This is a genomic window from Duganella fentianensis (assembly GCF_009857835.1).
GTDB classification, from domain to species: Bacteria; Pseudomonadota; Gammaproteobacteria; order Burkholderiales; family Burkholderiaceae_D; genus Rugamonas; species Rugamonas fentianensis.
In genome coordinates, this window is the sequence record NZ_WWCL01000004.1 from 222,443 (window position 1) to 246,293 (window position 23,851).

21 protein-coding genes are annotated in these 23,851 nt (G+C 61.2%); 18 read left to right on the top strand and 3 right to left on the bottom strand.

Going from position 1 to position 23,851, the window contains the following annotated elements; all coding sequences use genetic code 11:
* Positions 1-5 precede the first annotated feature (5 nt).
* From rsmH to GTP23_RS18155, 15 genes are all read left to right on the top strand, one after another.
* Positions 6-974 (top strand): 16S rRNA (cytosine(1402)-N(4))-methyltransferase RsmH, encoded by a 969-nt coding sequence (gene rsmH, locus GTP23_RS18085; RefSeq protein ID WP_161036409.1) that lies wholly within the window; start codon positions 6-8, stop codon positions 972-974.
* The gene (gene ftsL, locus GTP23_RS18090) at positions 971-1,246 is read left to right on the top strand and encodes a cell division protein FtsL (RefSeq protein WP_161036410.1); all 276 of its coding nucleotides are present in this window, start codon (positions 971-973) and stop codon (positions 1,244-1,246) included. Before rsmH ends, ftsL begins: the two co-directional genes overlap by 4 nt.
* A complete protein-coding gene (locus tag GTP23_RS18095) occupies positions 1,243-3,018 on the top strand; it encodes a peptidoglycan D,D-transpeptidase FtsI family protein (protein WP_161036411.1) in 1,776 nt (591 codons plus the stop codon). Before ftsL ends, GTP23_RS18095 begins: the two co-directional genes overlap by 4 nt.
* A 20-nt stretch (positions 3,019-3,038) precedes the next feature.
* The gene (locus tag GTP23_RS18100; RefSeq protein WP_161036804.1) at positions 3,039-4,592 is read left to right on the top strand and encodes a UDP-N-acetylmuramoyl-L-alanyl-D-glutamate--2,6-diaminopimelate ligase; all 1,554 of its coding nucleotides are present in this window, start codon (positions 3,039-3,041) and stop codon (positions 4,590-4,592) included.
* Positions 4,592-5,983 (top strand): UDP-N-acetylmuramoyl-tripeptide--D-alanyl-D-alanine ligase, encoded by a 1,392-nt coding sequence (locus GTP23_RS18105; protein WP_161036412.1) that lies wholly within the window; start codon positions 4,592-4,594, stop codon positions 5,981-5,983. Before GTP23_RS18100 ends, GTP23_RS18105 begins: the two co-directional genes overlap by 1 nt.
* Positions 5,984-5,985: 2 nt before the next feature.
* On the top strand, positions 5,986-7,155 hold the full coding sequence (gene mraY / locus GTP23_RS18110) for a phospho-N-acetylmuramoyl-pentapeptide-transferase (protein WP_155434364.1): 1,170 nt from the start codon (positions 5,986-5,988) through the stop codon (positions 7,153-7,155).
* A complete protein-coding gene (gene murD / locus GTP23_RS18115) occupies positions 7,155-8,663 on the top strand; it encodes a UDP-N-acetylmuramoyl-L-alanine--D-glutamate ligase (RefSeq protein ID WP_161036413.1) in 1,509 nt (502 codons plus the stop codon). The genes mraY and murD overlap by 1 nt, the downstream gene beginning before the upstream one ends.
* Complete coding sequence (gene ftsW / locus GTP23_RS18120; protein WP_161036414.1) at positions 8,663-9,880, top strand: putative lipid II flippase FtsW; 1,218 nt, start codon at positions 8,663-8,665, stop codon at positions 9,878-9,880. Before murD ends, ftsW begins: the two co-directional genes overlap by 1 nt.
* A complete protein-coding gene (murG, locus tag GTP23_RS18125; RefSeq protein ID WP_229256163.1) occupies positions 9,877-10,944 on the top strand; it encodes an undecaprenyldiphospho-muramoylpentapeptide beta-N-acetylglucosaminyltransferase in 1,068 nt (355 codons plus the stop codon). Before ftsW ends, murG begins: the two co-directional genes overlap by 4 nt.
* The gene (murC, locus tag GTP23_RS18130) at positions 10,941-12,332 is read left to right on the top strand and encodes a UDP-N-acetylmuramate--L-alanine ligase (protein WP_161036415.1); all 1,392 of its coding nucleotides are present in this window, start codon (positions 10,941-10,943) and stop codon (positions 12,330-12,332) included. The genes murG and murC overlap by 4 nt, the downstream gene beginning before the upstream one ends.
* A 2-nt stretch (positions 12,333-12,334) precedes the next feature.
* Positions 12,335-13,294, top strand: a complete 960-nt coding sequence (locus tag GTP23_RS18135) for a D-alanine--D-alanine ligase (RefSeq protein WP_371866944.1) — start codon at positions 12,335-12,337, stop codon at positions 13,292-13,294.
* An 8-nt stretch (positions 13,295-13,302) separates the two neighbouring features.
* Positions 13,303-14,088, top strand: a complete 786-nt coding sequence (locus tag GTP23_RS18140; RefSeq protein WP_161036416.1) for a cell division protein FtsQ/DivIB — start codon at positions 13,303-13,305, stop codon at positions 14,086-14,088.
* 91 nt (positions 14,089-14,179) lie between these two features.
* A complete protein-coding gene (gene ftsA / locus GTP23_RS18145; RefSeq protein WP_155434370.1) occupies positions 14,180-15,412 on the top strand; it encodes a cell division protein FtsA in 1,233 nt (410 codons plus the stop codon).
* A 134-nt stretch (positions 15,413-15,546) separates the two neighbouring features.
* On the top strand, positions 15,547-16,770 hold the full coding sequence (gene ftsZ, locus GTP23_RS18150) for a cell division protein FtsZ (RefSeq protein ID WP_161036417.1): 1,224 nt from the start codon (positions 15,547-15,549) through the stop codon (positions 16,768-16,770).
* 113 nt (positions 16,771-16,883) lie between these two features.
* Complete coding sequence (locus tag GTP23_RS18155) at positions 16,884-17,387, top strand: peroxiredoxin (protein ID WP_155434372.1); 504 nt, start codon at positions 16,884-16,886, stop codon at positions 17,385-17,387.
* A gap of 98 nt (positions 17,388-17,485) precedes the next feature.
* Here GTP23_RS18155 and GTP23_RS18160 read toward each other — a convergent pair whose 3' ends face one another.
* A complete protein-coding gene (locus GTP23_RS18160) occupies positions 17,486-17,848 on the bottom strand; it encodes a type II toxin-antitoxin system PemK/MazF family toxin (protein WP_161036418.1) in 363 nt (120 codons plus the stop codon).
* Positions 17,845-18,102: an AbrB/MazE/SpoVT family DNA-binding domain-containing protein gene (locus GTP23_RS18165; protein WP_161036419.1), complete on the bottom strand. Its 258-nt coding sequence runs from the start codon at positions 18,100-18,102 to the stop codon at positions 17,845-17,847. The genes GTP23_RS18160 and GTP23_RS18165 overlap by 4 nt, the downstream gene beginning before the upstream one ends.
* Positions 18,103-18,288: 186 nt before the next feature.
* On the opposite strand from GTP23_RS18165, the gene GTP23_RS18170 reads away from it, so the two are divergent.
* Together GTP23_RS18170 and lpxC are read left to right on the top strand one after the other, a co-directional pair.
* On the top strand, positions 18,289-19,131 hold the full coding sequence (locus GTP23_RS18170) for a DMT family transporter (protein WP_161036807.1): 843 nt from the start codon (positions 18,289-18,291) through the stop codon (positions 19,129-19,131).
* A gap of 99 nt (positions 19,132-19,230) precedes the next feature.
* Entirely contained in the window at positions 19,231-20,166 is a 936-nt protein-coding gene (gene lpxC / locus GTP23_RS18175) for a UDP-3-O-acyl-N-acetylglucosamine deacetylase (RefSeq protein WP_161036420.1), read from the top strand.
* 62 nt (positions 20,167-20,228) lie between these two features.
* On the opposite strand, the gene GTP23_RS18180 is transcribed toward lpxC, so the two are convergent.
* Positions 20,229-20,708, bottom strand: coding sequence for a DciA family protein (locus GTP23_RS18180; RefSeq protein ID WP_229256164.1), 480 nt, complete (start codon positions 20,706-20,708; stop codon positions 20,229-20,231).
* A gap of 232 nt (positions 20,709-20,940) precedes the next feature.
* Here GTP23_RS18180 and secA point away from each other — a divergent pair, with 232 nt between their 5' ends.
* Positions 20,941-23,727, top strand: coding sequence for a preprotein translocase subunit SecA (secA, locus tag GTP23_RS18185; protein WP_161036421.1), 2,787 nt, complete (start codon positions 20,941-20,943; stop codon positions 23,725-23,727).
* The last annotated feature ends 124 nt before the right edge of the window (positions 23,728-23,851 follow it).

Below are 23,851 nucleotides of genomic sequence, written 5' to 3' on the forward strand. Positions count from 1 at the left end.
CTGGGATGACGATGACATCGGTGCCTGAATTTCAGCATCGTACGGTGCTGCTTAACGAAGCGGTCGACGCACTCGAACTGGCTGGCGCTCGCGCCGACGGCGTGTATGTGGACGGCACCTTTGGCCGTGGCGGCCACTCGCGCCTGATCCTGTCGCGCCTCGCTGCCAACGGCCGTCTGATCGCTTTCGACAAGGATTTGCAGGCTATCGCCACGGCGGAGCAGGTGCAGGACAGCCGCTTCAGTATCGTGCACGACAGCTTCGCCACCATGCATGACGCGCTGGCCGAACGTGGCGTCAGCGCCGTGGATGGCATTTTGCTCGATCTCGGCATCTCCTCGCCTCAGGTGGACGATGCTTCACGCGGTTTCAGTTTCCGCAATGATGGTCCGCTCGACATGCGCATGGATACCACGCGTGGCCTGTCGGCGGCCGAGTGGCTTGCCACAGAATCCGAACAGACACTGGAAAAGGTGATCAGAGAATATGGGGAAGAACGGTTTGCTTTTCAGATTGCAAAGGCGATTGTTGCTCGCCGGGCAGTCGAGCCAATTTCAAGCACACGACAGCTTGCCGGCATCGTGGCAGGCGCGGTCAAGACTCGGGAAAAGGGCAAGGATCCGGCCACCCGTACTTTTCAAGCTATCCGGATTTTCATCAATAAAGAGCTTGAAGACCTCGAGACCGGGCTGAATCAGGCCTGGGCCAGTCTGGCACCGGGCGGCATCATGGCCATCATCAGCTTCCACTCGCTGGAAGACCGCATGGTCAAGCGTTTCCTCGCCGCCAAGGCGAATGTCGAGCAGCCCGACCGCCGTCTGCCTATCCGCGCTATCGATCTGCCGCAGCCCGAACTCAAGCTGCTGGCCAAGATCAAGCCATCCGACGCCGAAGTGGACGAGAACCCGCGCGCCCGCTCCGCCGTGATGCGCGTAGCACGCCGTCTGCCGGTGGCAGCGAAGGGGGCGGCATGAGCGGCAAGATCAACCTGTTCCTGACGGCGCTGCTGGTGGCCTGCGCGCTGTCGCTGGTGAACGCCCAGTATCAGGCGCGCCACCTGTTCATCGAACTGGAACGCACCCAGTCGCAGGCCCGTCAGCTCGATATCGAATGGGCCCAGCTGCAGCTCGATCAGTCGACGCTGGGCAAGCATGCGCGTATCGAAGAAATCGCCCGCCGCGAAATGAATATGACGCCGCTGACGGCCGCCCGCACGCAGTACCTGACGCCGGAAGGATCGAAATGAGCCGCGGCAGCAGTCTGAACTCGTCCCGCGTGGCCGCCTCTAAAGGCGTGCCATTCTCCAAGAGCCCCGTACTGGCAGTGCGTCTGCCCGTATGGCGTTCGCGCGTGGTGCTGTTCGTACTGTTTGCCGCTTTCGCCGCACTGGCCGGCCGTGCTCTCTGGCTGCAAGGCCTGTCCACCCAGTTCCTGCAGAAGCAGGGCGAAATCCGCTATGCCCGTACCATCGATCTGCCGGCCACGCGCGGCAAGATCACCGACCGTGACGGTCAGGTGCTGGCGTCCTCGCTGCCCGTGAAAGCTATCTGGGCGATTCCCGATGATCTGCAGAATGCGCCCAAGGCCAAGCTGAAAGAACTGGCCCGTCTGCTGGAAATCAGCGATGCCGAACTGCAGAAGAAACTCGATTCGGACCGCAGCTTCGTCTACCTGAAACGTCAGGTGGAGCCGGAAGTGGCCGAGCAGATCGCCAAGCTGGGTCTGGAAGGCATACAGACCCGTAAAGAATACAAGCGCTACTACCCGCAGGGCGAAGTGACTACCCACGTGGTGGGTTTCACCAATGTGGAAGACATCGGCCAGGAATCGATGGAACTGGCGCAGCAGAAGAATCTGGTGGGCCAGCCGGGCAGCCGCCGCGTCATCAAGGACCGTCTGGGCCGCATCGTGGAAGATATCCAGTCGGTGCGCGAACCGCATGACGGCAAGGACCTGACCCTGTCGATCGACAGCAAGATCCAGTACATCGCCTTCACGCAGGTGAAAGACGCGGTGGAGAAATTCCACGCCAAGGCCGGTGCCGCCGTGGTGCTCGACGTGCACACGGGCGAAGTGCTGGCGCTGGCTAACTGGCCGACCTACAACCCGAACGACCGCTCCAAGCTGACCGGCGAACAGCTGCGTAACCGCGTGATGACGGACACCTTCGAGCCCGGCTCGTCGCTGAAACCGTTCACCGTGGGTCTGGCGCTGGATGAAAAACGCATCACCCCGCACACCATGTTCGATACCGGTAACGGCTCGATGGTGATTGCCGACCACGTGATCCACGATACCCACCCGCACTTCGTGATCGATGTGCAGACGATTATCCAGAAGTCTTCGAATATCGGCACGTCCAAGATCGCACTGGGCATGCCGTCGCAGGATATGTGGGAAATGTTCACCAAGGTCGGTTTCGGCCAGCAGCCCAAGTGGGGCTTCCCCGGTGCCGTGGCTGGCCGAGTGCGTCCATATAAATCGTGGCGTCCGGTGGAACAGGCGAATATGAGTTTCGGTCAGGGTATCTCGGTCTCGCTGATCCAGCTGGCCCGTGCCTACATGATCTTCGCGCGTGACGGCGACATCATTCCGCTGTCGTTCCAGAAGGTGCACGAAGCGCCGCACGGCACGCAGGTAATCAGTGCCAAGACGGCCGCACAGATGCGCGAGATGCTGGAAATGGTAACCCAGCCTGGCGGCTCTGCCGTCAAGGCGCAGGTGCCCGGCTACCGCGTCGGCGGCAAAACCGGTACCGCCCAGAAGGTGGTCAACGGCCGCTACTCGCAATCCAAATACATCGGTAACTTCGTCGGCATGGCGCCGATGACGAATCCGCGTTTCATCATCGCCGTGATGATCGACGAACCGGGTGGTCCGGTGCACGTCGGCGGCGACGTGGCAGGCCCCGTGTTTTCGGAGCTGGCCGCCAACGCTCTGCGTGCCAAGAACATCACGCCGGATTCGACCCTCACCCATATCATCATTCCTGATAAAGCAGCACAGGAGAAAATGTGACGACTTATAACTTCGCCCCCATGGCAGACGTACAGGCCATCGCCGCGACCATCCGCAAGCTGGCGCCCGGTGCGCAGCTGGCGTCGGATTCGCGCCGCATCAAGCTGGGCGACGTCTTCTTTGCTTTTGCAGCAGCCAGCGGTGACGCCGCTGATGGCCGCAACTTCATCGAAGGCGCTATCGAACAGGGTGCCGCCCTGATCGTGCTCGACCCCGCAGGCTTCAGCTGGAACGCCAGCTGGAAAATCCCGTATATCACGGTAGAACAGCTGAAACAGCAGGCCGGCGCCATCGTGCACGCCTATTACGAGCAGCCCGATGCGGCCATGTTCACGGTCGGCGTGACCGGCACCAACGGCAAGACTTCCAGCGCTGTGTGGCTCGGTCAGGCGCTTTCGCGCGCTGGCGAGCTGACTGCCGTCGTCGGCACGCTCGGCGTGGGCATGTTCCGCGCCCGTGGCGAAGTGGAATTCGAAGCCACCGGCTACACCACGCCGGACGCCGTGCTGCTGGGCCGCACGCTGGCACAGCTGCGCGAGCAGGGCGCCGGTGCGCTGGCCATCGAAGTCTCCTCGCACGCGCTGGAGCAGGGCCGTGTGGCCGGTATGCACTTCGATGTGGCCCTGTTCACCAACCTGACGCGCGATCACCTCGATTACCACGGCACCATGGAAGCCTACGAGGCTGCCAAGGCCCGCCTGTTCGACTGGCCCGGCCTGAAAACTGCCGTGATCAATCTGGACGATGCGGCCGGTGTGCGCCTGATGCACAGCCTGAAAGCCAAGGCTGCGCTGGCCGGTGCCATGCCGCTGATCGGCTACACCCTGCAGGATGCTGCCGGCCAGCCCGATATCGACGGCGTGCTGATGCTGCGCGCCAGCCAGCTGCGCTCCGGTCGTAGCGGCGGTACCGAATTCCATCTGGAATGCCCACTGGGCGCTGCCATGATCAAAACCCAGCTGGTGGGCCACTTCAACATTAGCAATGCCCTCGGTGTGATGGGGGCGCTGCTGGCCAAAGGTCTGGGCCTGCGCGCTGCCATTGAATCGGTTGAAGCACTGCAGCCGGCACCGGGCCGCATGCAGCAGGTCGGTGGTCAGGATGCGCCGCTGATCGTGATCGATTACGCCCATACGCCTGATGCACTGGAAAAGACCCTGCTGGCGCTGCGCAGCGTCGCCAGCGACCGCGCCGGCCAGCTGTGGTGCGTGTTCGGCTGCGGCGGCGACCGCGACCCGGGCAAGCGTCCGCAGATGGGCAAGATTGCCCAGATTGCCGACCATGTGCTGGTCACCAGCGACAATCCGCGCAGCGAAGATCCGCAGTCCATCATCGCCCAGATCGTGGCCGGTATGGACCTGGCGAATCCGGCATCGAGCGTGCAGCAGCAGGCTGACCGCGCGGCCGCCATCCTGTCCGCCATCAAGCATGCGGCCAAGACGGATGTGATACTGCTGGCGGGCAAAGGCCACGAGCCGTATCAGGAAATCAAGGGTAAGAAACTGCCATTCTCCGACGCTGACCACGCCCAGCTGGCGCTGTCGGCACGTTTAACCATGATGAGGCCGAATTAATGCGCGCTGTACTCGCACAAATTCTGCCTGCACTGACGGGCGCGCAGCTGGTGAATAGCACTGGCGGCGAAGTTGCGTTCAACGGTGTCTCGACCGACAGCCGCAGTGTGGCTGCCGGTTCGCTGTTTGTCGCGCTGCGCGGCGAAGTATTCGATGCGCACCAGTTCCTGGCACAAGTGGCCGAGAAAGGCGCGGCGGCCGTGGTGGTAGAAGAGCTGCCGGAAGGCTGGACGCTGCCAGCGCTGGTGGTGCCGGATACGCTGGTAGCACTGGGCCAGATCGCCAACTACTGGCGCAGCCAGTTCGCCATGCCTGTCATCGCGGTCACGGGCAGCAATGGCAAGACCACGGTCAAGGAAATGATCGCCTCGATACTGGCGGCAGCCCACGGCGAAGAAGGCCGTCTGGCCACGCGCGGCAATCTGAATAACGAGATCGGCGTACCGCTCACACTGTTCCGCATGGAAGCCAGGCAGCAGTCCGCCGTGGTGGAACTGGGCATGAACCATCCGGGTGAAATCGCCCGTCTGAGCGCGATTGCAGCACCGACCATCGCCATGGTCAACAACGCCCAGCGCGAACATCAGGAATTCATGCACACGGTCGAAGCGGTGGCGCATGAAAATGGCGCCGTGCTGGCCAGCCTGCCGCCTGACGGCGTGGCGGTGTTCCCGTTCGGCGACCAGTATTCGCCTATCTGGCAGCAGCTGGCCGGTAGCCGCCGCGTGCTGCGCTTCGGTCTGGATGTGGGCGCCGAAGTGCGCTGCAGCTTCCGCGCTAATGATTTCGGCAGCGAGATGTTCATCACCGTGCAGGAAGGCGAGGGCGAAGCGCAGCAGTTCTTCGTCAACCTGCAGGCGGCCGGCGTGCACAACGTACTCAATGCGCTGGCTGCCGTGGCCTGCACCTATGGGGCAGGCATTGCGCTGGAACAGATCAAGCTGGGTCTCGATACTTTCGCGCCGGTCAGCGGCCGTCTGCAGCGCAAGACCGCCAGCAATGGCGCGCTGGTGATCGACGATACCTATAACGCCAATCCGGATTCCGTGCGCGCTGCCATCGAAGTGCTGGCCAAGGCTGCCGCACCGCGCGTGCTGGTGCTCGGTGATATGGGTGAAGTGGGCAGCCTCGGTCGCGAGTTCCACGAAGAGATTAGCGCTTATGCGCAAATGAAAGGCATCGAACAGGTGCTGGTAACGGGCGAACTGGCCCGCCACATGCATGGCGGGGTAGTGCGTCATTTCGATCAGTTCGGCGATCTGATTGCGGCAGTCGATGCCGCCGTCACGCCACAGGCAACCGTATTAATCAAGGGCTCCCGTTTCATGAAAATGGAGCGGGTCGTGCAGCATTTGATTGGATCGCAACAAGCTAACAAGGAAACACACTAATCATGCTGCTCTGGCTCGCGCAATACTTCCAGCAGGACCTCGGGCCACTCCGGGTCTTCAACTTCATTACCTTCCGCGCCGTGTTCGCCACTGCGACGGCGCTGCTGATCGGCCTGTGCGCCGGTCCGGCCGTGATCCGCAAGCTGACCGCCATGAAGTACGGCCAGGCCGTGCGTACCGATGGCCCGCAGACCCACCTGAAAAAACACGGCACCCCGACCATGGGTGGCGTGCTGGTGCTGATCGCTATCGGTGTATCCACGCTGCTGTGGTGCGACCTGTCCAACCGTCTGATCTGGCCGGTGCTGGTGGTGACGCTGGGCTTCGGCGCGGTGGGCTGGGTAGATGACTACCGCAAGGTGGTGCGTCAGGACCCTGAGGGCATGCGCTCAGCCGAAAAATACTTCTGGCAGTCGCTGGTCGGCATCGCCGCCGCACTGTATCTGGCCTTCTCCGTGTCGGCCCCGAATGCCTCGAAAGTTTTCGAACTGTTCTACGCCTGGGTGCAGTCGGGCTTCTCGATGGATCTGCCGCCCAAGGCTGACCTGATCGTGCCGTTCTTCAAATCGATCAGCTATCCGCTCGGCGTATGGGGCTTTATCGCGCTGACCTACTGCGTGATCGTCGGCACCAGCAATGCGGTGAACTTCACCGACGGTCTGGATGGTCTGGCCATCATGCCGACCATCATGGTGGGTGCGGCACTGGGCCTGTTCGCCTACCTGACCGGTAGCGCCACGTATTCGAAATACCTGTTGATCCCGCACATTCCGGGCGCAGGCGAGCTGATTATCTTCTGCGGTGCGCTGGCTGGCGCCGGTCTGGCCTTCCTGTGGTTTAACACCCACCCTGCGCAAGTGTTCATGGGCGACGTGGGTGCGCTGGCACTGGGCGGCGCGCTGGGTACCATCGCCGTGATCGTGCGTCAGGAAATCGTCCTGTTCATTATGGGCGGCATCTTCGTGGCCGAAACCGTGTCCGTGATTATTCAGGTGGGCTGGTTCAAATACACCAAGAAGCGTTTCGGCGTAGGCCGTCGCGTGTTCCTGATGGCACCGCTGCACCACCACTTCGAACAAAAGGGCTGGAAAGAGACCCAGGTTGTCGTGCGCTTCTGGATTATCACGATGATGCTGGTACTGATAGGTTTGTCGACTCTGAAACTGCGCTAATGATCTACGACGGCAAAAACGCACTGGTACTCGGACTCGGAGAGTCCGGTCTGGCTATGGCACTGTGGCTGGCCCGCAGTGGCGCACGCGTGCGCGTGGCCGATACGCGCGAGTCGCCCGAGCGTTTGCCGGCGCTGCGCCTGTCCGTGCCGGATGCGGAATTTGTCGCCGGCCCGTTCACGGCCGATCTGCTGCAGGGCGTGGACTTCGTTACCGTCAGCCCCGGCCTGGCACCTAACCGCGAACTGGCGCAGATCGCGCCGGCCGCTGCCGCTGCGAATATCCCTGTGTGGGGCGAGATCGAACTGTTCGCGCAGGCGCTGGAAGCGCTGAAGGAACAGCAAGGCTATGCGCCGAAAGTCATCGCCATTACTGGCACCAATGGCAAAACCACGGTCACCACGCTGGTGGGCCAGCTGTGCGAACGCGCCGGCAAGACCGTGCGTGTAGCCGGCAACATCAGCCCTGCCGCGCTGGACGTGCTGCGTCAGGTCAGCGACAGCGGCACGCTGCCGGAAGTCTGGGTGCTGGAACTTTCCAGCTTCCAGCTGCAGACTACCTTTACGCTGGAAGCCGATGCAGCCACCGTGCTGAACGTCACGCAAGACCATCTGGACTGGCACGGCGACATGGCTTCCTATGCCGCTGCCAAACACCGCATCTTCGCAGCCGACACCGTGCGCGTGCTGAACCGTGACGATGCCACCGTGATGCGTATGGCCAGCGCCACCGGCCAGAACGTCACCTTCGGTACGGACGCTCCCGTGCTGCGCGATGATCTGGGCCTGAACACGGAACGCGGCGTACTGTGGCTGGCCACGGCCGTGCCGGTGGAAGAAGAGGGCGAACCGAAGAAACGCCGCAAGAACGATCCGCCGCCACCGCCCGTGGAATGCATGGTGAAGAATTTGATGCCGGCCGATGCGCTGCAGATTCGCGGCGTACACAATGCGGCCAATGCGCTGGCTGCGCTGGCCCTGTGCCGCGCCATCGATCTGCCGCTGGCACCGTTGCTGCATGGCCTGCGCGAATATCGCGGCCAGCCGCACCGTGTGGAACTGGTGTCCTCCATCCACGACGTCGAATACTACGACGACAGCAAAGGCACCAATGTGGGCGCCACCGTGGCTGCACTGATCGGTCTGGGCAAAGCCTTCGCCGGTGCCGAGCAGCGCCTGGTCGTCATCATGGGTGGCGACGGCAAAGGGCAGGATTTCGCGCCGCTGGCCGATCCTGTCAGCCGCTATGTCCGCGCCGTGCTGCTGATCGGCCGCGACGCACCGCAGCTGCGCGCTGCCCTGCAGGATAGCGGCGTAGTGCTGGAAGACTGCGGCACGGATCTGCCGGCCGCCGTCAAACGCGCCGCCGCACTGGCCCACAGTGGCGATGCCGTGCTGCTGTCGCCTGCCTGCGCCAGCATGGACATGTTCAAGAACTACGCGCATCGCGCTCAGGTGTTCATAGCCACCGTGCGCGATATCGCCCTCGACGCCGGACAGGAGCTCTAATGGCCTTCCAGATGCCGTTCCGCTTTGCTGAGAAATCGACGCCGTCGATGGACAGCCGCGCACGGCTGTCGAAAATGATGGAGTACGATCAGCCGCTGGTGTGGGTCACGCTGCTGCTGATGCTGCTCGGTATGGTGATGGTGTATTCGGCTTCCATCTCGCTGCCCGATTCGCCCAAGTTCGCCAACTATGTGCGCTGGCAGAATACCTACTTCCTGCAGCGTCAGGCCATGTTCGTGGCCGTATCGCTGGTGGCTGCGCTGTTCGTATTCCGCATCCGCATCGCCGATCTGCAGAAGGCTGCGCCGTATCTGTTCATCGGCACGCTGGTGCTGCTGGTGGCGGTGCTGATTCCCGGCCTCGGCGTGGTGGTGAACGGTGGCCGCCGCTGGCTGTCGCTGAAAGTGTTCAATGTGCAGCCGTCCGAGCTGATGAAAGTGGTGATCGTGCTGTACGCGGCCGACTACACGGTGCGCAAGCAGGAATACATGCACAAGCTGACCAAGGGCTTCCTGCCCATGGCTGCTGCGGTGGCTTTCGTCGGTGGCCTGCTGCTGCTGGAGCCCGACCTTGGCGCCTTCGGCGTGATCGTCTGCATCGCCATGGGCATCCTGTTCCTGGGCGGGATCAATGTGATCTGGTTCGGCGGCATCGGTGCGCTGCTGGCGCTGATCTTTGCGTCCATCATCGCGCTGTCCAAATTCCGCCGCGAGCGCTATTTCGCCTACCTCAATCCGTGGGAAGAAGACAATGCCCTCAACAAGGCTTACCAGCTGACCCACTCGCTGATTGCCTTCGGCCGCGGCGAAATCTTCGGCGTAGGGCTGGGCGGCAGCGTGGAAAAACTGCACTACCTGCCGGAAGCCCATACCGACTTCCTGCTGGCCGTGATCGGCGAGGAGCTGGGACTGGTGGGCGTGCTGGTGGTGATCGCCATGTTCTACTGGCTGATCAAGCGCGCCTTCGATATCGGCCGTCAGGCCATCGCCATCGACCAGACTTTTGCCGGCCTGACGGCCAAGGGCATAGGCATCTGGATTGGTGTGCAGACCTTTATTAACATGGGTGTGAACCTTGGTCTTCTGCCGACCAAGGGGCTGACCCTGCCGCTGATGAGCTATGGCGGTACGGGTGTTGTAATTAATTGCGTCGGACTCGCGATCCTGCTCCGGATCGATTACGAGAACCGGGTCCTGATGCGAGGTGGCAGATTATGAAACGATTGATGATTATGGCGGCCGGTACGGGCGGTCATATTTTCCCCGGTCTGGCGATTGCGCACACCATGCGCGCGCGCGGCTGGGAAGTCAGCTGGCTCGGTACGCAGGCTGGCATGGAGCAGGAACTGGTGCCCAAGCAGGGCGTGGCCATGGATAGCATTAACTTCACCGGCATGCGCGGCAAAGGCTGGCAGCATACGCTGGGCGGCGCCTTCAAGATGGTGCAGGCCTTCGCCGATTGCTTCCGCTTTATCGGCCGGCGCAAGCCGGATGTGGTGCTGGGCATGGGCGGCTATGTGACGGTGCCGGGCGGCCTGATGGCACGCCTGCGCGGTGTGCCGCTGGTGCTGGTGAATGCCGATGCGGCCCTGCTGCTGTCGAACAAAACGCTGGTGCCGTTTGCCCAGCGCGTGTGCTTCGGCTTCCCTGCCAACTTCGGCAATGCTGCCAGCAAGGCTGTGGTGAGCGGCAATCCGGTGCGCAAGGAAATTCTGGAAATGGCGCTGCCGGTGCAGCGCTTCGCTGGCCGCACAGGGCCGCTGCGCATCCTCGTGGTGGGCGGCAGTCTGGGTGCCAGGGCGCTCAACGACAGCCTGCCGGCAGCGCTGGCGCTGATCCCTGAAGCTCAGCGTCCGCTGGTCACTCACCAGTCGGGCAAGAAGAATATCGATGCGCTGCGCGCCGCCTATGCGCAGGCTGGCGTGAGCGCGAATGTGGTGGATTTCATCGACGATATGGCGGGCGCCTACAGCGTGGCCGATCTGGTAATCTGCCGCGCCGGTGCCATCACCGTGTCGGAACTGACGGCGGCCGGCGTGGCCAGCGTGCTGGTGCCGCTGGTGGCATCGACCACCAGCCATCAGCGCGACAACGCGCAGTGGATGGCGGCACAGAAGGCGGCTATCCATCTGCCGCAGACAGAATTGAGCGCCCGCAGCATGGCTGCGCTGCTGGAATCCCTGACCCGTGGCGCCTGCCTCGAAATGGCAACGGCCGCACTGGGCGCAGGTAAACGCGATGCGAATGACGCGATCGCTCAGGTATTGGAACAACTGACATGAAGCATAAAGTACAGAATATACACTTCGTCGGCATCGGCGGCAGCGGCATGAGCGGCATCGCCGAAGTGCTGCTGACGCTGGGCTATACGGTATCGGGCTCCGATCTGGGCAGCAACGCTGTGACCCAGCGGCTGGCTGATATGGGCGCCACCGTGCATCAGGGCCATGCGGCCGAGAACATCGGCGCGGCCGATGCCGTCGTGACGTCGACCGCCGTACAGCAGGACAATCCGGAAGTCGTGGCTGCGCGCAGCCGCAAGATTCCTATCGTGCCACGCGCCGTCATGCTAGGCGAACTGATGCGCCTCAAGCGCGGCATCGCCATCGCCGGCACCCACGGCAAAACCACCACCACCAGTCTGGTGGCTTCCGTACTGGCACAGGGCGGGCTCGATCCTACCTTCGTCATCGGTGGCCGTCTGACGGCGGCTGGCGCCAACGCCAAACTGGGCACGGGCGACTATCTGGTGGCAGAAGCCGACGAATCGGATGCCTCGTTCCTGAATCTGTCGCCGATGATAGAAGTGATCACCAATATCGACGCCGATCACATGGAAACCTACGAGCACGATTTCGAAAAGCTCAAGCAGGCTTTCGTGCAGTTCACCCACCGTCTGCCGTTCTACGGCCGCGCCATGCTGTGTATCGATGATCCGCACGTACGCGCCATCATCCCGTACGTGACCAAGCCGGTCACCACCTACGGCTTCCATGAGGAAGCCGAAGTGCGTGCCGTGAATGCCCGCGCCGTGGGCGTGGAAATGCACTTCACCGTGATCCAGGAAGGCTACCCTGATCTGGATGTGGTGCTGAATCAGCCCGGCCTGCACAATGTGCAGAATGCCTGCTCGGCTGTGGCAATCGCCCGCGAGATCGGTATCGAAGACCAGCATACGCAAGCCGGTCTGGCCGGTTTTGCCGGTGTAGGCCGCCGCTTCACCCGCTATGGCGACGTCGCCATTCCCGCTGGTGGCAGCTTTGCGCTGGTGGACGATTTCGGCCACCATCCAGTGGAAACCGAAGTCACGCTGGCGGCTGCCCGCGCGGCTTTCCCCGGTCGCCGTCTGGTGCTGGCTTTCCAGCCACACCGCTACACCCGTACGCGCGACCTGTTCGAAGATTTCGTCAAAGTGCTGGGCCATGCCGATGTGCTGGTGCTGGCCGAAGTGTATGCCGCCGGCGAAGCCCCGATTGTGGCTGCCGATGGCCGCTCGCTGGCGCATGCGCTGCGGGCACGCGGTAAAACCGAACCGATTTTTGTTGAGGCGATCGGCGATATGCCGGAAACCATTATGGGCGTGGTGCGCGACGGTGACGTCGTACTCACCATGGGCGCAGGCTCGATCAGCGGCGTCCCAGCCAAACTGACTAACTATCCTAAGGTCTGAACGTGAATCAAGCAATTGCAACCGAGGCTAAAGCATACGGCAAAGTGGGCGTGCTGTTCGGCGGCCGTTCCGCCGAACGCGAAGTGTCCATCATGTCCGGCACCGGTGTGGCCAAAGCGCTGCAGAGCAAAGGTATCGACGCTCACCTGTTCGATACGGGCGAGCGCTCGCTGGCCGAACTGGCCGCCGAAAAATTCGACCGCGTGTTCATCGCGCTGCACGGCCGCTACGGCGAAGACGGCAGCCTGCAGGGCGCGCTGGAACTGCTGGGCATTCCTTACACGGGCAGCGGCGTGATGGCCAGCGCCGTGGGCATGGACAAGATCACTACCAAGATCGTCTGGCTGGCGGCCGGTCTGCCGACCCCGCGCTATGCGGTGCTGAACGCGCAGTCCGATCTGGCTGCAGTGTGCGCCGATCTGGGTCTGCCGCTGATCGTCAAACCGCCGCATGAAGGTTCGACCATCGGCATCACCAAAGTGAATGAAGCGGGCGCACTGAAGGCGGCCTACGATGTGGCGGCAGCGCTGGACGATGCCGTGCTGGCGGAAGAATTCATCACGGGGCGCGAGTTCACCGTGGCCGTGCTGGGCGCCGGTGCTGCTGCGCGTGCACTGCCGGTGGTGGAAATCGTTGCACCGCAAGGCAATTACGATTACCAGAACAAGTACTTCAGCGACGACACCCAGTACTTCTGCCCGGCGCAACTGCCGGCCGAACTGACGGCCGAGATGCAGCGTATCGCGGTGGAAGCCTACCGCGCACTTGGTTGCGAAGGCTGGGGACGGGTGGACGTGCTGCTGCGCGAGCGTGACCAGAAGCCTTATCTGCTGGAGGTGAATACTTCTCCCGGCATGACGGGTCACTCGCTGGTGCCGATGGCGGCACGCGCGCTGGGTATCAGCTATGAAGATCTGTGTGTCGAGATTCTGGCTAGCGCACGTTTGAAGATGAAGGGTTAAGTAGCAGGATGTGGCAAGACGTAAAGGCATTGAATGCAACTTCGAGCACGCTGTTCGTGCTGACGCTGTTGGCGTGCATTGCCTCCGGAGTGTGGTGGGTGTCGCAGCGGCCGATGTTCAATCTGCGCACCATCCGGGTTGAAACGATGGGCGAGGACGAGTTAAGGCATGTGAATAACCTGACCTTGCGGAACAACGTGCTGGGCAAGATCAAGGGGAATTTTTTCACCACCGATCTCGATGCAGTGCGTCAGGCTTTCGAGTCGGTGCCGTGGGTACGCCGTGCCACCATCCGGCGCGAATGGCCTAACCAGCTGATCGTGGCGCTGGAAGAGCATGAAGCGCTGGGCACGTGGGGCGAAGATGGGCGGCTGCTGTCGGTGAAGGGCGATATCTTCACCGCCAATCTGGCCGAAGCGGAAGAGGATCATGTGCTGCCGGAGTTTGAAGGACCGGAAGGCAGCGAGAAGGAAGTACTGTCGCGTTATAGCGAGTTGCGCAAATGGTTCGCGCCGCTCAAGCTGGTACCGGAAGCGCTGTCGTTATCGAGCCGGTATGCGTGGACCGTGCGGCTGAATAACGGCATGAGCGTAGCGCTGGGACGGGAACAGAGCAGCACCACACTGAAGGAAAGGGTAGACCGGCTGACGGGCATTTATCCGCAACTGGTAACGCATCTGCAGAACATCGAGACTATCGATATGCGTTATCAGAACGGACTGGCGCTCAGTGCCAAAGGCCTCAAGATACCGGCCGAAGGCGCGAAACCCAAGCCGGTGACGGTAGTACGCTAGGCAGTACGGAACACGCAGCACAGAACAAACGTTGTTAAGACTAACCACAAAACATAGCAGCATCAGCGGGTAAGAGAGTAGGTTAAAAGACATGACTAAAGACGCGAAAAACCTGATCGTCGGCCTCGATATCGGCACCTCGAAAGTGGTGGCCGTGGTGGCCGAAGTAATGGCCGACGGGCGCCACGAAGTGATCGGGCTGGGTCAGCACGAATCGCGGGGTCTGAAAAAAGGCGTGGTGGTCAACATCGAGGCAACGGTGGAATCGATCCAGCGCGCGCTGGAAGAGGCCGAGCTGATGGCCGACTGCAAGATCCGCAACGTGTATGCCGGTATCGCGGGCAGCCATATCCGCAGCTTCAATTCCAGCGGCATGGTGGCCATCAAGGACAAGGAAGTGACGGCGACCGACGTGGCACGCGTGATCGAAACCGCCAAAGCCGTCAACATCTCGACCGACCAGCAGCTGCTGCATACAGTGCCGCAGGAATTCATCGTCGACAATCAGGAAGATGTGCGCGAGCCTATCGGCATGAGCGGCATCCGTCTGGAAGTCAAAGTGCACATCGTCACCGGCGCCGTGTCGGCTGTGCAGAACATCGTCAAGTGCGTGCGCCGCTGCGGTCTGGAAGTGTCCGACCTGATCCTGCAGCCTATGGCTTCGGCCGATGCCGTGCTGACGGCCGATGAAAAAGAACTGGGCGTGGTGCTGATCGATATCGGCGGCGGTACCACCGACGTGGCGGTGTTCTCCGATGGCGCGATCCGTCACACGGCCGTGCTGCCGATTGCCGGTGACCAGATCACCAGCGATATCGCCATGGCGCTGCGTACGCCGACGGCAGAAGCAGAGGAAATCAAGATTCGCTACGGCGTGGGCAAACAGGTGCTGGCCGATCCGGGCGAGACGCTGGAAGTGCCGGGTCTGGGCGACCGTTCGCCACGCACCCTGTCGCGTCAGGCGCTGGCTGCCGTGATCGAGCCGCGCGTGGAAGAGCTGTTCGCCATGGTGCACACGCTGGTGCGCGAATCGGGTTACGAAGGCGTGCTGTCCTCGGGCATCGTGCTGACGGGCGGCAGCTCCATCATGCCGGGCATGGTGGAAATGGCCGAAGACATTTTCCTCAAACCGGCACGTCTGGGCACGCCCGACTACCGTGGCCAGCTGGCCGATGTGGTGCGCAGCCCGCGCTACGCGACCGTGCTGGGCCTGTTGATGGAAGCGAAAAAGCAGTATCTGCGCGGGCATATCGTCACGCGTCAGGATGGTTCGGTTAAAGCAGTCTGGCAGCGCATGAAGGAATGGTTCCTGGGTAATTTCTGACGTATTTTTTTGCAGTATTTGCAGTACAAAACACACACAACCTTTTTTATATAAAAACCGCAGTTTTCAATCTCCAGTTCTCCTACTAATATGAGGCCTGGCGCTTGAAAACCGCATTCTGATAGGAGCACATCATGGAGTTTGATATGGTCGATAACGCAGCTTTGGGCACCGTCATCAAGGTCGTCGGAGTCGGCGGCGCAGGTGGCAATGCAGTTCAACACATGATTAACAAAGGTATGTCCGGCGTGGAGTTCATCGCCGCCAATACCGACGCCCAGGCGCTGTCGACTTCCAAGGCGAACAACATCATCCAGATCGGCGAGACCGGTCTGGGTGCTGGCATGAAGCCTGACGTCGGCCGTCAGCTGGCGGAAGAATCGCGTCAGCGCATCGAAGATTCGCTGCGTGGCGCACACATGGTCTTCATCGCTGCCGGTATGGGCGGCGGTACCGGTACCGGCGCTGCGCCTATCGTGGCCGAAGTGGCCAAATCGCTGGGCGCGCTGACCGTAGCGGTGGTCTCCAAGCCGTTCTCGCACGAAGGCCAGAAGTGCATGGACATCGCTGACGAAGGTCTGGAACAGCTGTCGGCCAATGTCGACTCGCTGATCGTGATCCTGAACGAGAAGCTGGAAGAGATCTACGAAGACGAATCGCTGATCGAATGGCTGCAGCACGCCGACGACGTGCTGAACAACGCTGTCGCCGGTATCGCCGAGATCATCAACGTGCCTGGCCACATCAACGTCGACTTCAACGACGTGAAGACCATCATGGGCGAGCAGGGCAAAGCCATGATGGGCACCGCGACCGCTTCCGGTATCGACCGTGCACGCATCGCTGCCGAACAGGCTGTGGCTTCGCCACTGCTGGACGGTGTCGATCTGTCGGGTGCCCGTGGCGTGCTGGTCAACGTGACCGCCAGCCGTGGCCTGAAAGGTAAGGAAATCAAGGAAGTCATGGCGGCCGTACGCGCCTTCGCTGCACCGGATGCTTCGATTGCACAGGGTATCGCTTACGACGACAGCATGGGTGACGACATCCGCGTGACTGTGGTTGCTACCGGTCTGGGCAAAGCCAAGAAACATGTACAGCTGGTGCCACAGCAGATGCTGCGTACCGGTACCCACAACGCTCCTATGGTGCCATCGGCCGCCATGGGCGGTGCCGCCGCTACTACCGTTTCGATGGGTGTGGGCAGCAGCATCGACGGCGGTGCCAATGCGGCCATGCGCGGCATGAAAGCACCAGCCGTATGGCGTCGTGATTCGGCCGCCGAGCAAGTGGCTGCACTGGAGAAGAATGGTATGGAGCAGTACGACATTCCAGCCTTCCTGCGCAAGCAAGCTGACTAAAATTTATCCGCGTCCGGCAAGAACCGCAGGCTTCAGGCATACTGCGCGTTCTATGCCGGTTTAGGCCGCGCTAGAGCGCGGCTTTTTTGTTTACATTCATTGCGGAGATTATTATGACCATCAAGATCGGTGACACCCTGCCCGAAGGCACCCTGTCCGAATTCATCGAGACGGAAACCGAAGGTTGCTCGCTGGGCCCGAATACTTTCCAGGTGAAAGATCTGGTGAAAGGCAAGAAGATCGCTATCTTCGGCCTGCCAGGCGCTTATACCCCGACCTGCTCGGCCCAGCACGTGCCGGGCTATGTGCAGCACGCCGATGCGCTGAAAGCCAAGGGCGTGGACGAAATCTGGTGCATTTCCGTCAACGACGCCTTCGTCATGGGCGCCTGGGGCCGCGACCAGAAAGCCACCGGCATCGTCCGTATGATGGCTGACGGTAACGCCGCCTATTCGAAAGCACTGGGCCTGGACGCTGACTTCAGCAAGTTCGGCATGGGCACCCGTTCGCAGCGCTACTCGATGCTGGTGGTCGATGGCGTGGTTACCCAGCTCAACGTGGAGCAGGGCGGCAAGTTCGAAGTGTCGAACGCCGAAACCATGCTGGCACAGGCCTGATCGGCTAACACAGCAAGAAAATGGCGCTGCGGCGCCATTTTTTTTGTCGGATATCTTTCGAGCCGGATGCGGGCAATTGCGCCGCAGCTCGCGCAGTGTCAGCAAATCTCGATGATGCGATTGAGTGTCAGACAGGCGCGTCGATAGGCCTCGGCGGGTACTTGTCCTAGCGGATGTGGCGTGGCCCGGCGGCGTCGCCAATCAAAGGACTTGGGCTGGGCGGCAAGCACATAACTTATCAGTCCATTTTCCCAGATGACTTTAATGGCAAAGGGATTGAGTTCGTTAAAGGTTGCCGTCGTCATGGGCAGCCCTATGACCAGACTGGTTGCATTGCAAAAATTTCGGGGCGTCAGCACAAGCAAGGGATGGAGATCTTTCATTTCCGCACCGACGTGCGGATTAAAATCTATCCAGATGATGTCGCGCCGATCAGGTACCCATGCAGGCGGGCGTTTCATTTTATGATTTCGCTTCCAATGCTGGAGCTGGGGTGAAACTCTCCACCGAATTTGTCCGGATCAAACAAAGCCAGCATCTGCTCTAGTGTCCCGACACTGCTAACAGGCGCTGCGGTGTTAGCTTGTAGGCTAGGAATCGTAACGGTGAGTGACTGCCCTGCAGTCAGCTGATGTATCAGGGCGAGCTCGCGGGGAAGGCATAGTGCGAGATGTTTGCCGATCTGCCGTAACTCCAGCGTTACTTGGGTCTCCATCGTTGCCTCCTGCGTATGGCTGAGCAGCTTGCTATAATCATCAGTCTTGAATCGAAGTTCTTTTATACCCGATTCCGGCTCCCGACGTCGCCACGCTTGACGTCTTCTTCGTTCAAACGAACACCCTGCAAGGAGCTTGCTCTGTCTTCTGCTACCCGTTCCGATAATCTGCGCAGCATCTACGCCATGCTGGTGTCGGTGGCCATGTTCTCGATGATGGACACGGCCATGAAAGTGCTGTCGGCCCACTATCCGGCCACACAGGTGACGGCCATGCGCGCACTCAGTTCGCTGCCGCTGCTGTGCGGCTATATGCTGGCGCGCGGCGCGTTTCGCGGTATTACCCGGATACGCTGGCCGGTCCACGTGCTGCGCAGCGTGCTGGGGGTGATCATGCTGACCTCGTTCGCCTACGGTCTGAAGGAACTCTCGCTGGCGCAGGCTTACACCCTGTTCTTCATCGCGCCTACCCTGATTACTGCCTTGTCGGTGTGGGTGCTGAAAGAGCGCGTGGGACTGGGCCAGTGGGTGGCCATCGTGGTGGGCCTGCTGGGCGTGCTGGTGGTGCTGCGCCCCGAAGGCAGCGGCTTTATTTCGCTGGGCGGGCTGGCCGTGCTGGGCGCAGCCACCTGCTATGCGCTGTCGGCCATCGTCAGCCGCGTGCTGGCGCGCACCGACAGCAATGAAGCCATGATGTTCTGGTATCTGCTGATGATGGCGGCCGGCGGGCTGGCCATGTCGCTGTCGCACTGGGTGGCGCTGCGCGCCGAAGACGGCTGGGTGCTGCTGGCACTGGCGCTGAGCGGCTTCTTCGGCCAGCTGGCGATTACCCGTGCATTCAGTTCGGGGCAGGCCTCGGTGGTGGCGCCGTTCGAGTATTCAGCGCTGGCCTGGGGGGTGGCGATAGACTGGCTGCTGTGGCAGGTGCTGCCGGACGGCTATACGCTGCTGGGCGCCACCATCATCATTGCCAGCGGCATCTATCTGGTGCGGCGCGAAAGCGTGCACGCGGAAGCCGAACATCCGTAAGCAGCCCGGCCGAGAGCTGCGCTACAGTGGGCGTAGCGACCTTGACCATTGGAAACACCGTTGACAGCGGGGATCAGCCAACTTCGCTATAATTTACGGATGTTAAAACAACGCACTATCAAAGAAATGGTCCGCACTACCGGTGTGGGCCTGCATTCCGGCACCAAGGTCGAACTGACCCTGCGGCCGGCCGCGCCGGATACCGGCATCGTGTTCCGCCGTGTCGATCTGACGCCGGTAGTGGAATTCCCTGCCAGTGCCATGGCCGTGGGCGATACCCGCATGGCATCCGTGCTGATCAAGGATGGTGCGCGCGTTTCGACCGTGGAACACCTGATGTCGGCCTGCGCCGGCATGGGCCTCGACAACCTCTACATCGACGTGAGCGCGGAAGAAATTCCCATCATGGACGGTTCGGCATCGTCGTTCGTGTATTTATTGCAACAGGCAGGCGTGCAGGAGCAGGAAGCGGCCAAAAAGTTCATCCGTGTGCTGAAGCCGGTAGAAATCCGCGAAGGCATGGGCGACAGGGAAAAATGGGCCCGTCTGACGCCGTACAACGGCTTCAAGCTGGACTTTTTCATCGAATTCAACCATCCGGCCGTGGATGGCACCCAGCAGCGCGCGGAAGTGGATTTCGGCGATGTGTCCTACGTACACGATGTGGCGCGCGCGCGCACGTTCGGCTTCATGCAGGACGTGGAAATGCTGCGCGGCATAGGTCTGGCCCGCGGCGGTTCGCTGGAAAACGCTATCGTGATGGACGAATACCGCATCCTCAATGCGGATGGCCTGCGCTATGACGATGAATTCGTGCGCCACAAAATCCTCGACGCCATCGGCGACCTGTATCTGGTGGGTCACCCGCTGCTGGCCAGCTATGAAGCCCATAAATCGGGCCATGCGCTCAACAACCAGCTGCTGCTGGAGCTGCTCAAGCATCCTGACGCCTACGAGATCGTTTCGTTCGGTTCGGAACAGGCCGCACCACCGTCGTATCTGCGCCAGATGGCGCGCGAGTGGGCGCTTACCTGATCGCCAGCGGGCAGGGCGCTTAGGCAGTGCCTGCGCCTGCGCCAGATCAGGTCAGGCTGGTTTCAAGGGGCGCGCCGGCGCGCCACCATGGCTTTCAGCGCTGCGATCAGCGGCGCATTCTGGCTGCTCGGTTCCAGCGTGTCGCCCAGCTGGTCGAACGCTTGCACCGCCGCTTCCGACAGCGACAGCGCGCGCATAGGCTCCTTGATTTCGGCCGCTTTCACCATCTGCACGCGTAATTTGACCTGATCGACCTGCCAGCCGCGCCGTGCCAGCGTGTCCTGCAGCTTGGGGATCTGCTGCTTGAGCTTGGCCGCGAGCGCCGCATTGGGCAGGGCCAGCGTCAGCACATTCTGCTCGTAGGCGAGGATTTCGCAGTACTTGAACATGGCCGGCAAAGCCGCGGCGCAGTCTTTCTGCAGCGATGCCATGCGTTCGATGGCCGGTAGCAGGCTGGCCATGCGGTCGTCGCGGCGTAGGAAATCCGTCGCCTCCACGGCGGTGCGGCGTTTGATGGTCAGGTTGGAAGAGTTGAAGCGCATGGGCCGCAACATATCACAGCGGCAAAAAAACGTCACGGCAAAGGAATTCGGCCCGAAATCGGCCGGTTTTATGACTTTGTTCATGCTTGAGCTATTGTTAATCAGGCCAATAACCCAATGTAGGCGCGGTCGCATGATAAAATCATGGTCTTTTGCCATAGTCGAATAGCGAGCGCTAGGGCACGCACTCCCTTCCGGGCTTTTTTAACGGCGTTTTTTCAAGAATTCAAGCATGTCATTACTGACCCAGATTTTCGGTAGCCGCAACCAGCGGCTGCTCAAGCAATACCAAAAAACGGTACGCGAGATCAATGCGCTCGAGCCGGCCATGGAAAAACTGTCCGACGCCGAGCTGCAAGCGAAAACCCCGGCTTTCAAGGAACGTATCGCCCAGGGCGCCAGCCTCGATGCCCTGCTGCCAGAGGCATTTGCCGTCTGCCGCGAAGCCAGCAAGCGCGTGTTCAAGATGCGCCACTTCGATGTGCAGCTGATCGGCGGGATGGTCTTGCATTATGGCAAGATTGCCGAAATGGGCACGGGCGAAGGTAAAACCCTGACCGCGACCCTGCCAGCCTATCTGAATGCGCTGTCCGGCAAGGGCGTGCACATCGTGACCGTCAATGACTATCTGGCCCAGCGTGACGCCGACACCATGGCCAAGCTGTATGGCTGGCTGGGTCTGACGACGGGTATCAACCTGTCGCAGATGGAGCACAGCGCCAAGCAGGCTGCTTACGCTTCCGACATCACCTACGGTACCAACAACGAATTCGGCTTCGACTACCTGCGCGACAACATGGTGTTCGAAGCGCGCGACCGCGTCCAGCGCGCGCTGAACTTCGGCATCGTCGATGAAGTGGACTCGATCCTGATCGACGAAGCCCGTACCCCGCTGATCATTTCCGGTCAGGCCGAGAACCATACCGACCTGTACTACAAGATCAATGAAGTGCCACGTCTGCTGACCCTGCAGATCGGCGAAGAAACCCCGGACGGCAAGGGCAAGGTAGAAGTCCCGGGCGATTACACCAAGGATGAAAAAGCCCATCAGGTGCTGCTGACCGAAGCCGGTCACGAAAAAGCCGAAGCCATCCTGACCCGTATGGGCCTGCTGCCGGAAGGCGCGTCGCTGTACGATTCGGCCAATATCTCGCTGGTGCACCACCTGTACGCGGCGCTGCGCGCCCATGCGCTGTACTTCAAGGATCAGCACTATGTGGTGCAGAACAATGAAGTGGTGATCGTCGATGAATTCACCGGCCGTCTGATGACGGGCCGCCGCTGGTCCGACGGTCTGCATCAGGCCGTGGAAGCCAAGGAAGGCGTGAAGATCCAGAACGAGAACCAGACGCTGGCCTCGATCACCTTCCAGAACTATTTCCGTATGTACGCCAAGCTGGCCGGCATGACCGGTACCGCCGATACGGAAGCTTACGAATTCCAGGAAATCTACGGTCTGGAAACCGTGGTGATTCCGCCTAACCGTCCATCGCAGCGTAAAGACCGTCACGATCAGGTGTACAAGACTTCGGCCGAGAAGTACAACGCCATGATGCTGGAAATCCGCGAATGCTACGACCGCGGCCAGCCGGTGCTGGTGGGTACCACCTCGATCGAAAACTCGGAGCTGCTGTCCGGCATCCTGACCAAGGGCGGCCTGCCGCATAACGTGCTGAATGCTAAGCAGCACGCCCGCGAAGCGGAAATCATAGCCCAGGCCGGTAGCCCGAAAGCCATTACCATCGCCACCAATATGGCCGGCCGTGGTACTGACATCGTACTCGGTGGTAACGTCGAGAAGCAGATCCAGTTCATCGAAGCCAATCCGGCTCTGAGCGATGCCGACAAGGCAGCCCAGGCTAAAGCACTGCGCGATGGCTGGCAGGCGCTGCACGAGCAAGTGGTGGCCGCGGGCGGCCTGCACATCGTCGGTACCGAACGCCATGAATCGCGCCGCGTCGACAACCAGCTGCGTGGCCGTGCTGCCCGTCAGGGTGACCCCGGCATGTCGCGCTTCTTCCTGTCGCTGGACGACCAGCTGCTGCGCATCTTCGCGGGCGACCGCGTGCGCGCTATCATGGACCGTCTGAAGATGCCGGAAGGCGAACCGATCGAAGCAGGCATCGTGTCGCGCTCGATCGAATCGGCCCAGCGCAAGGTGGAAGCGCGCAACTTCGATATCCGTAAGCAGCTGCTGGAATACGACGACGTGGCCAACGACCAGCGTAAAGTCATCTACCAGCAACGTAACGAGCTGCTGGAAGCGGCCGATATTTCCGAGCTGATCGATTCGCTGCGCCATGGCGCCTTCACGGATCTGGTGCGCGAATATGTGCCAGAAGAATCGGTGGAAGAACAGTGGAATCTGGCCGGTCTGGAAAAAGCCCTGGCCGCCGAATGGCAGATCGAACTGCCGCTGCGCGGCCTGCTGGAAACCGAAACCAATCTGAACGACGAAGACATACTGGAACGCGTGCTGGCCGCAGCCGATGCGCTGTACCAGTCGAAAGTGGATATCGTCGGCAAGGAATCGTTCGCCGGTTTCGAGCGCAACGTCATGCTGCAAAGCGTGGACAGCCACTGGCGCGAACACCTGGCCGCACTCGACCATCTGCGTCAGGGTATTCACCTGCGCGGCTATGCGCAGAAGAATCCCAAGCAGGAATACAAGCGCGAAGCCTTCGAACTGTTCGGCCAGATGCTGGACATGATCAAGCAGGAAGTGGTCAAGCTGATCATGACGGTACGCATCCAGTCGCGCGAAGAGATCGATGCGGCCGAAGCCGCTATGCAGCAGTCGCACGTGGAAAACGTCAGCTACCAGCACGCCGATTTCAACCCGAACGCGGCACCGGAAGAACTGCTGGCACCCGCACCGGCCATCGCCGGTCTGCCGGCGGAACTGGCTGGCCTGACGGGCGAACAGCTGATGGAACTGGGCCTGAAAGTCGGCCGTAACGATCCATGCCCTTGCGGCAGCGGCAAGAAATACAAGGCTTGCCACGGCAAGCTGGCCTAAGTGCCAGGTGCTGGCGCGCTGCGCCAGCCCGGGCCTGAAGCTCCCCCGACCCGGTACTGTCTGTCAGTACCGGGTTTTTTTTCGTCTTGCGGGCAGGCCGGCGCGGCAGGGCAGTGATTTGCCT

Coding starts and splice junctions, on each gene's coding strand:
- murD (WP_161036413.1), top strand. CDS start 7,155: ATGATCTACGACGGCAAAAACGCACTGGTACTCGGACTCGGAGAGTCC.
- ftsW (WP_161036414.1), top strand. CDS start 8,663: ATGGCCTTCCAGATGCCGTTCCGCTTTGCTGAGAAATCGACGCCGTCG.
- secA (WP_161036421.1), top strand. CDS start 20,941: ATGTCATTACTGACCCAGATTTTCGGTAGCCGCAACCAGCGGCTGCTC.
- GTP23_RS18160 (WP_161036418.1), bottom strand. CDS start 17,848: ATGAAACGCCCGCCTGCATGGGTACCTGATCGGCGCGACATCATCTGG.
- ftsA (WP_155434370.1), top strand. CDS start 14,180: ATGACTAAAGACGCGAAAAACCTGATCGTCGGCCTCGATATCGGCACC.
- ftsZ (WP_161036417.1), top strand. CDS start 15,547: ATGGAGTTTGATATGGTCGATAACGCAGCTTTGGGCACCGTCATCAAG.
- GTP23_RS18170 (WP_161036807.1), top strand. CDS start 18,289: ATGCTGGTGTCGGTGGCCATGTTCTCGATGATGGACACGGCCATGAAA.
- ftsL (WP_161036410.1), top strand. CDS start 971: ATGAGCGGCAAGATCAACCTGTTCCTGACGGCGCTGCTGGTGGCCTGC.
- murC (WP_161036415.1), top strand. CDS start 10,941: ATGAAGCATAAAGTACAGAATATACACTTCGTCGGCATCGGCGGCAGC.
- lpxC (WP_161036420.1), top strand. CDS start 19,231: ATGTTAAAACAACGCACTATCAAAGAAATGGTCCGCACTACCGGTGTG.
- GTP23_RS18100 (WP_161036804.1), top strand. CDS start 3,039: ATGGCAGACGTACAGGCCATCGCCGCGACCATCCGCAAGCTGGCGCCC.
- rsmH (WP_161036409.1), top strand. CDS start 6: ATGACGATGACATCGGTGCCTGAATTTCAGCATCGTACGGTGCTGCTT.
- GTP23_RS18105 (WP_161036412.1), top strand. CDS start 4,592: ATGCGCGCTGTACTCGCACAAATTCTGCCTGCACTGACGGGCGCGCAG.
- GTP23_RS18140 (WP_161036416.1), top strand. CDS start 13,303: ATGTGGCAAGACGTAAAGGCATTGAATGCAACTTCGAGCACGCTGTTC.
- murG (WP_229256163.1), top strand. CDS start 9,877: ATGAAACGATTGATGATTATGGCGGCCGGTACGGGCGGTCATATTTTC.
- GTP23_RS18180 (WP_229256164.1), bottom strand. CDS start 20,708: ATGCGCTTCAACTCTTCCAACCTGACCATCAAACGCCGCACCGCCGTG.
- mraY (WP_155434364.1), top strand. CDS start 5,986: ATGCTGCTCTGGCTCGCGCAATACTTCCAGCAGGACCTCGGGCCACTC.
- GTP23_RS18095 (WP_161036411.1), top strand. CDS start 1,243: ATGAGCCGCGGCAGCAGTCTGAACTCGTCCCGCGTGGCCGCCTCTAAA.
- GTP23_RS18155 (WP_155434372.1), top strand. CDS start 16,884: ATGACCATCAAGATCGGTGACACCCTGCCCGAAGGCACCCTGTCCGAA.
- GTP23_RS18165 (WP_161036419.1), bottom strand. CDS start 18,102: ATGGAGACCCAAGTAACGCTGGAGTTACGGCAGATCGGCAAACATCTC.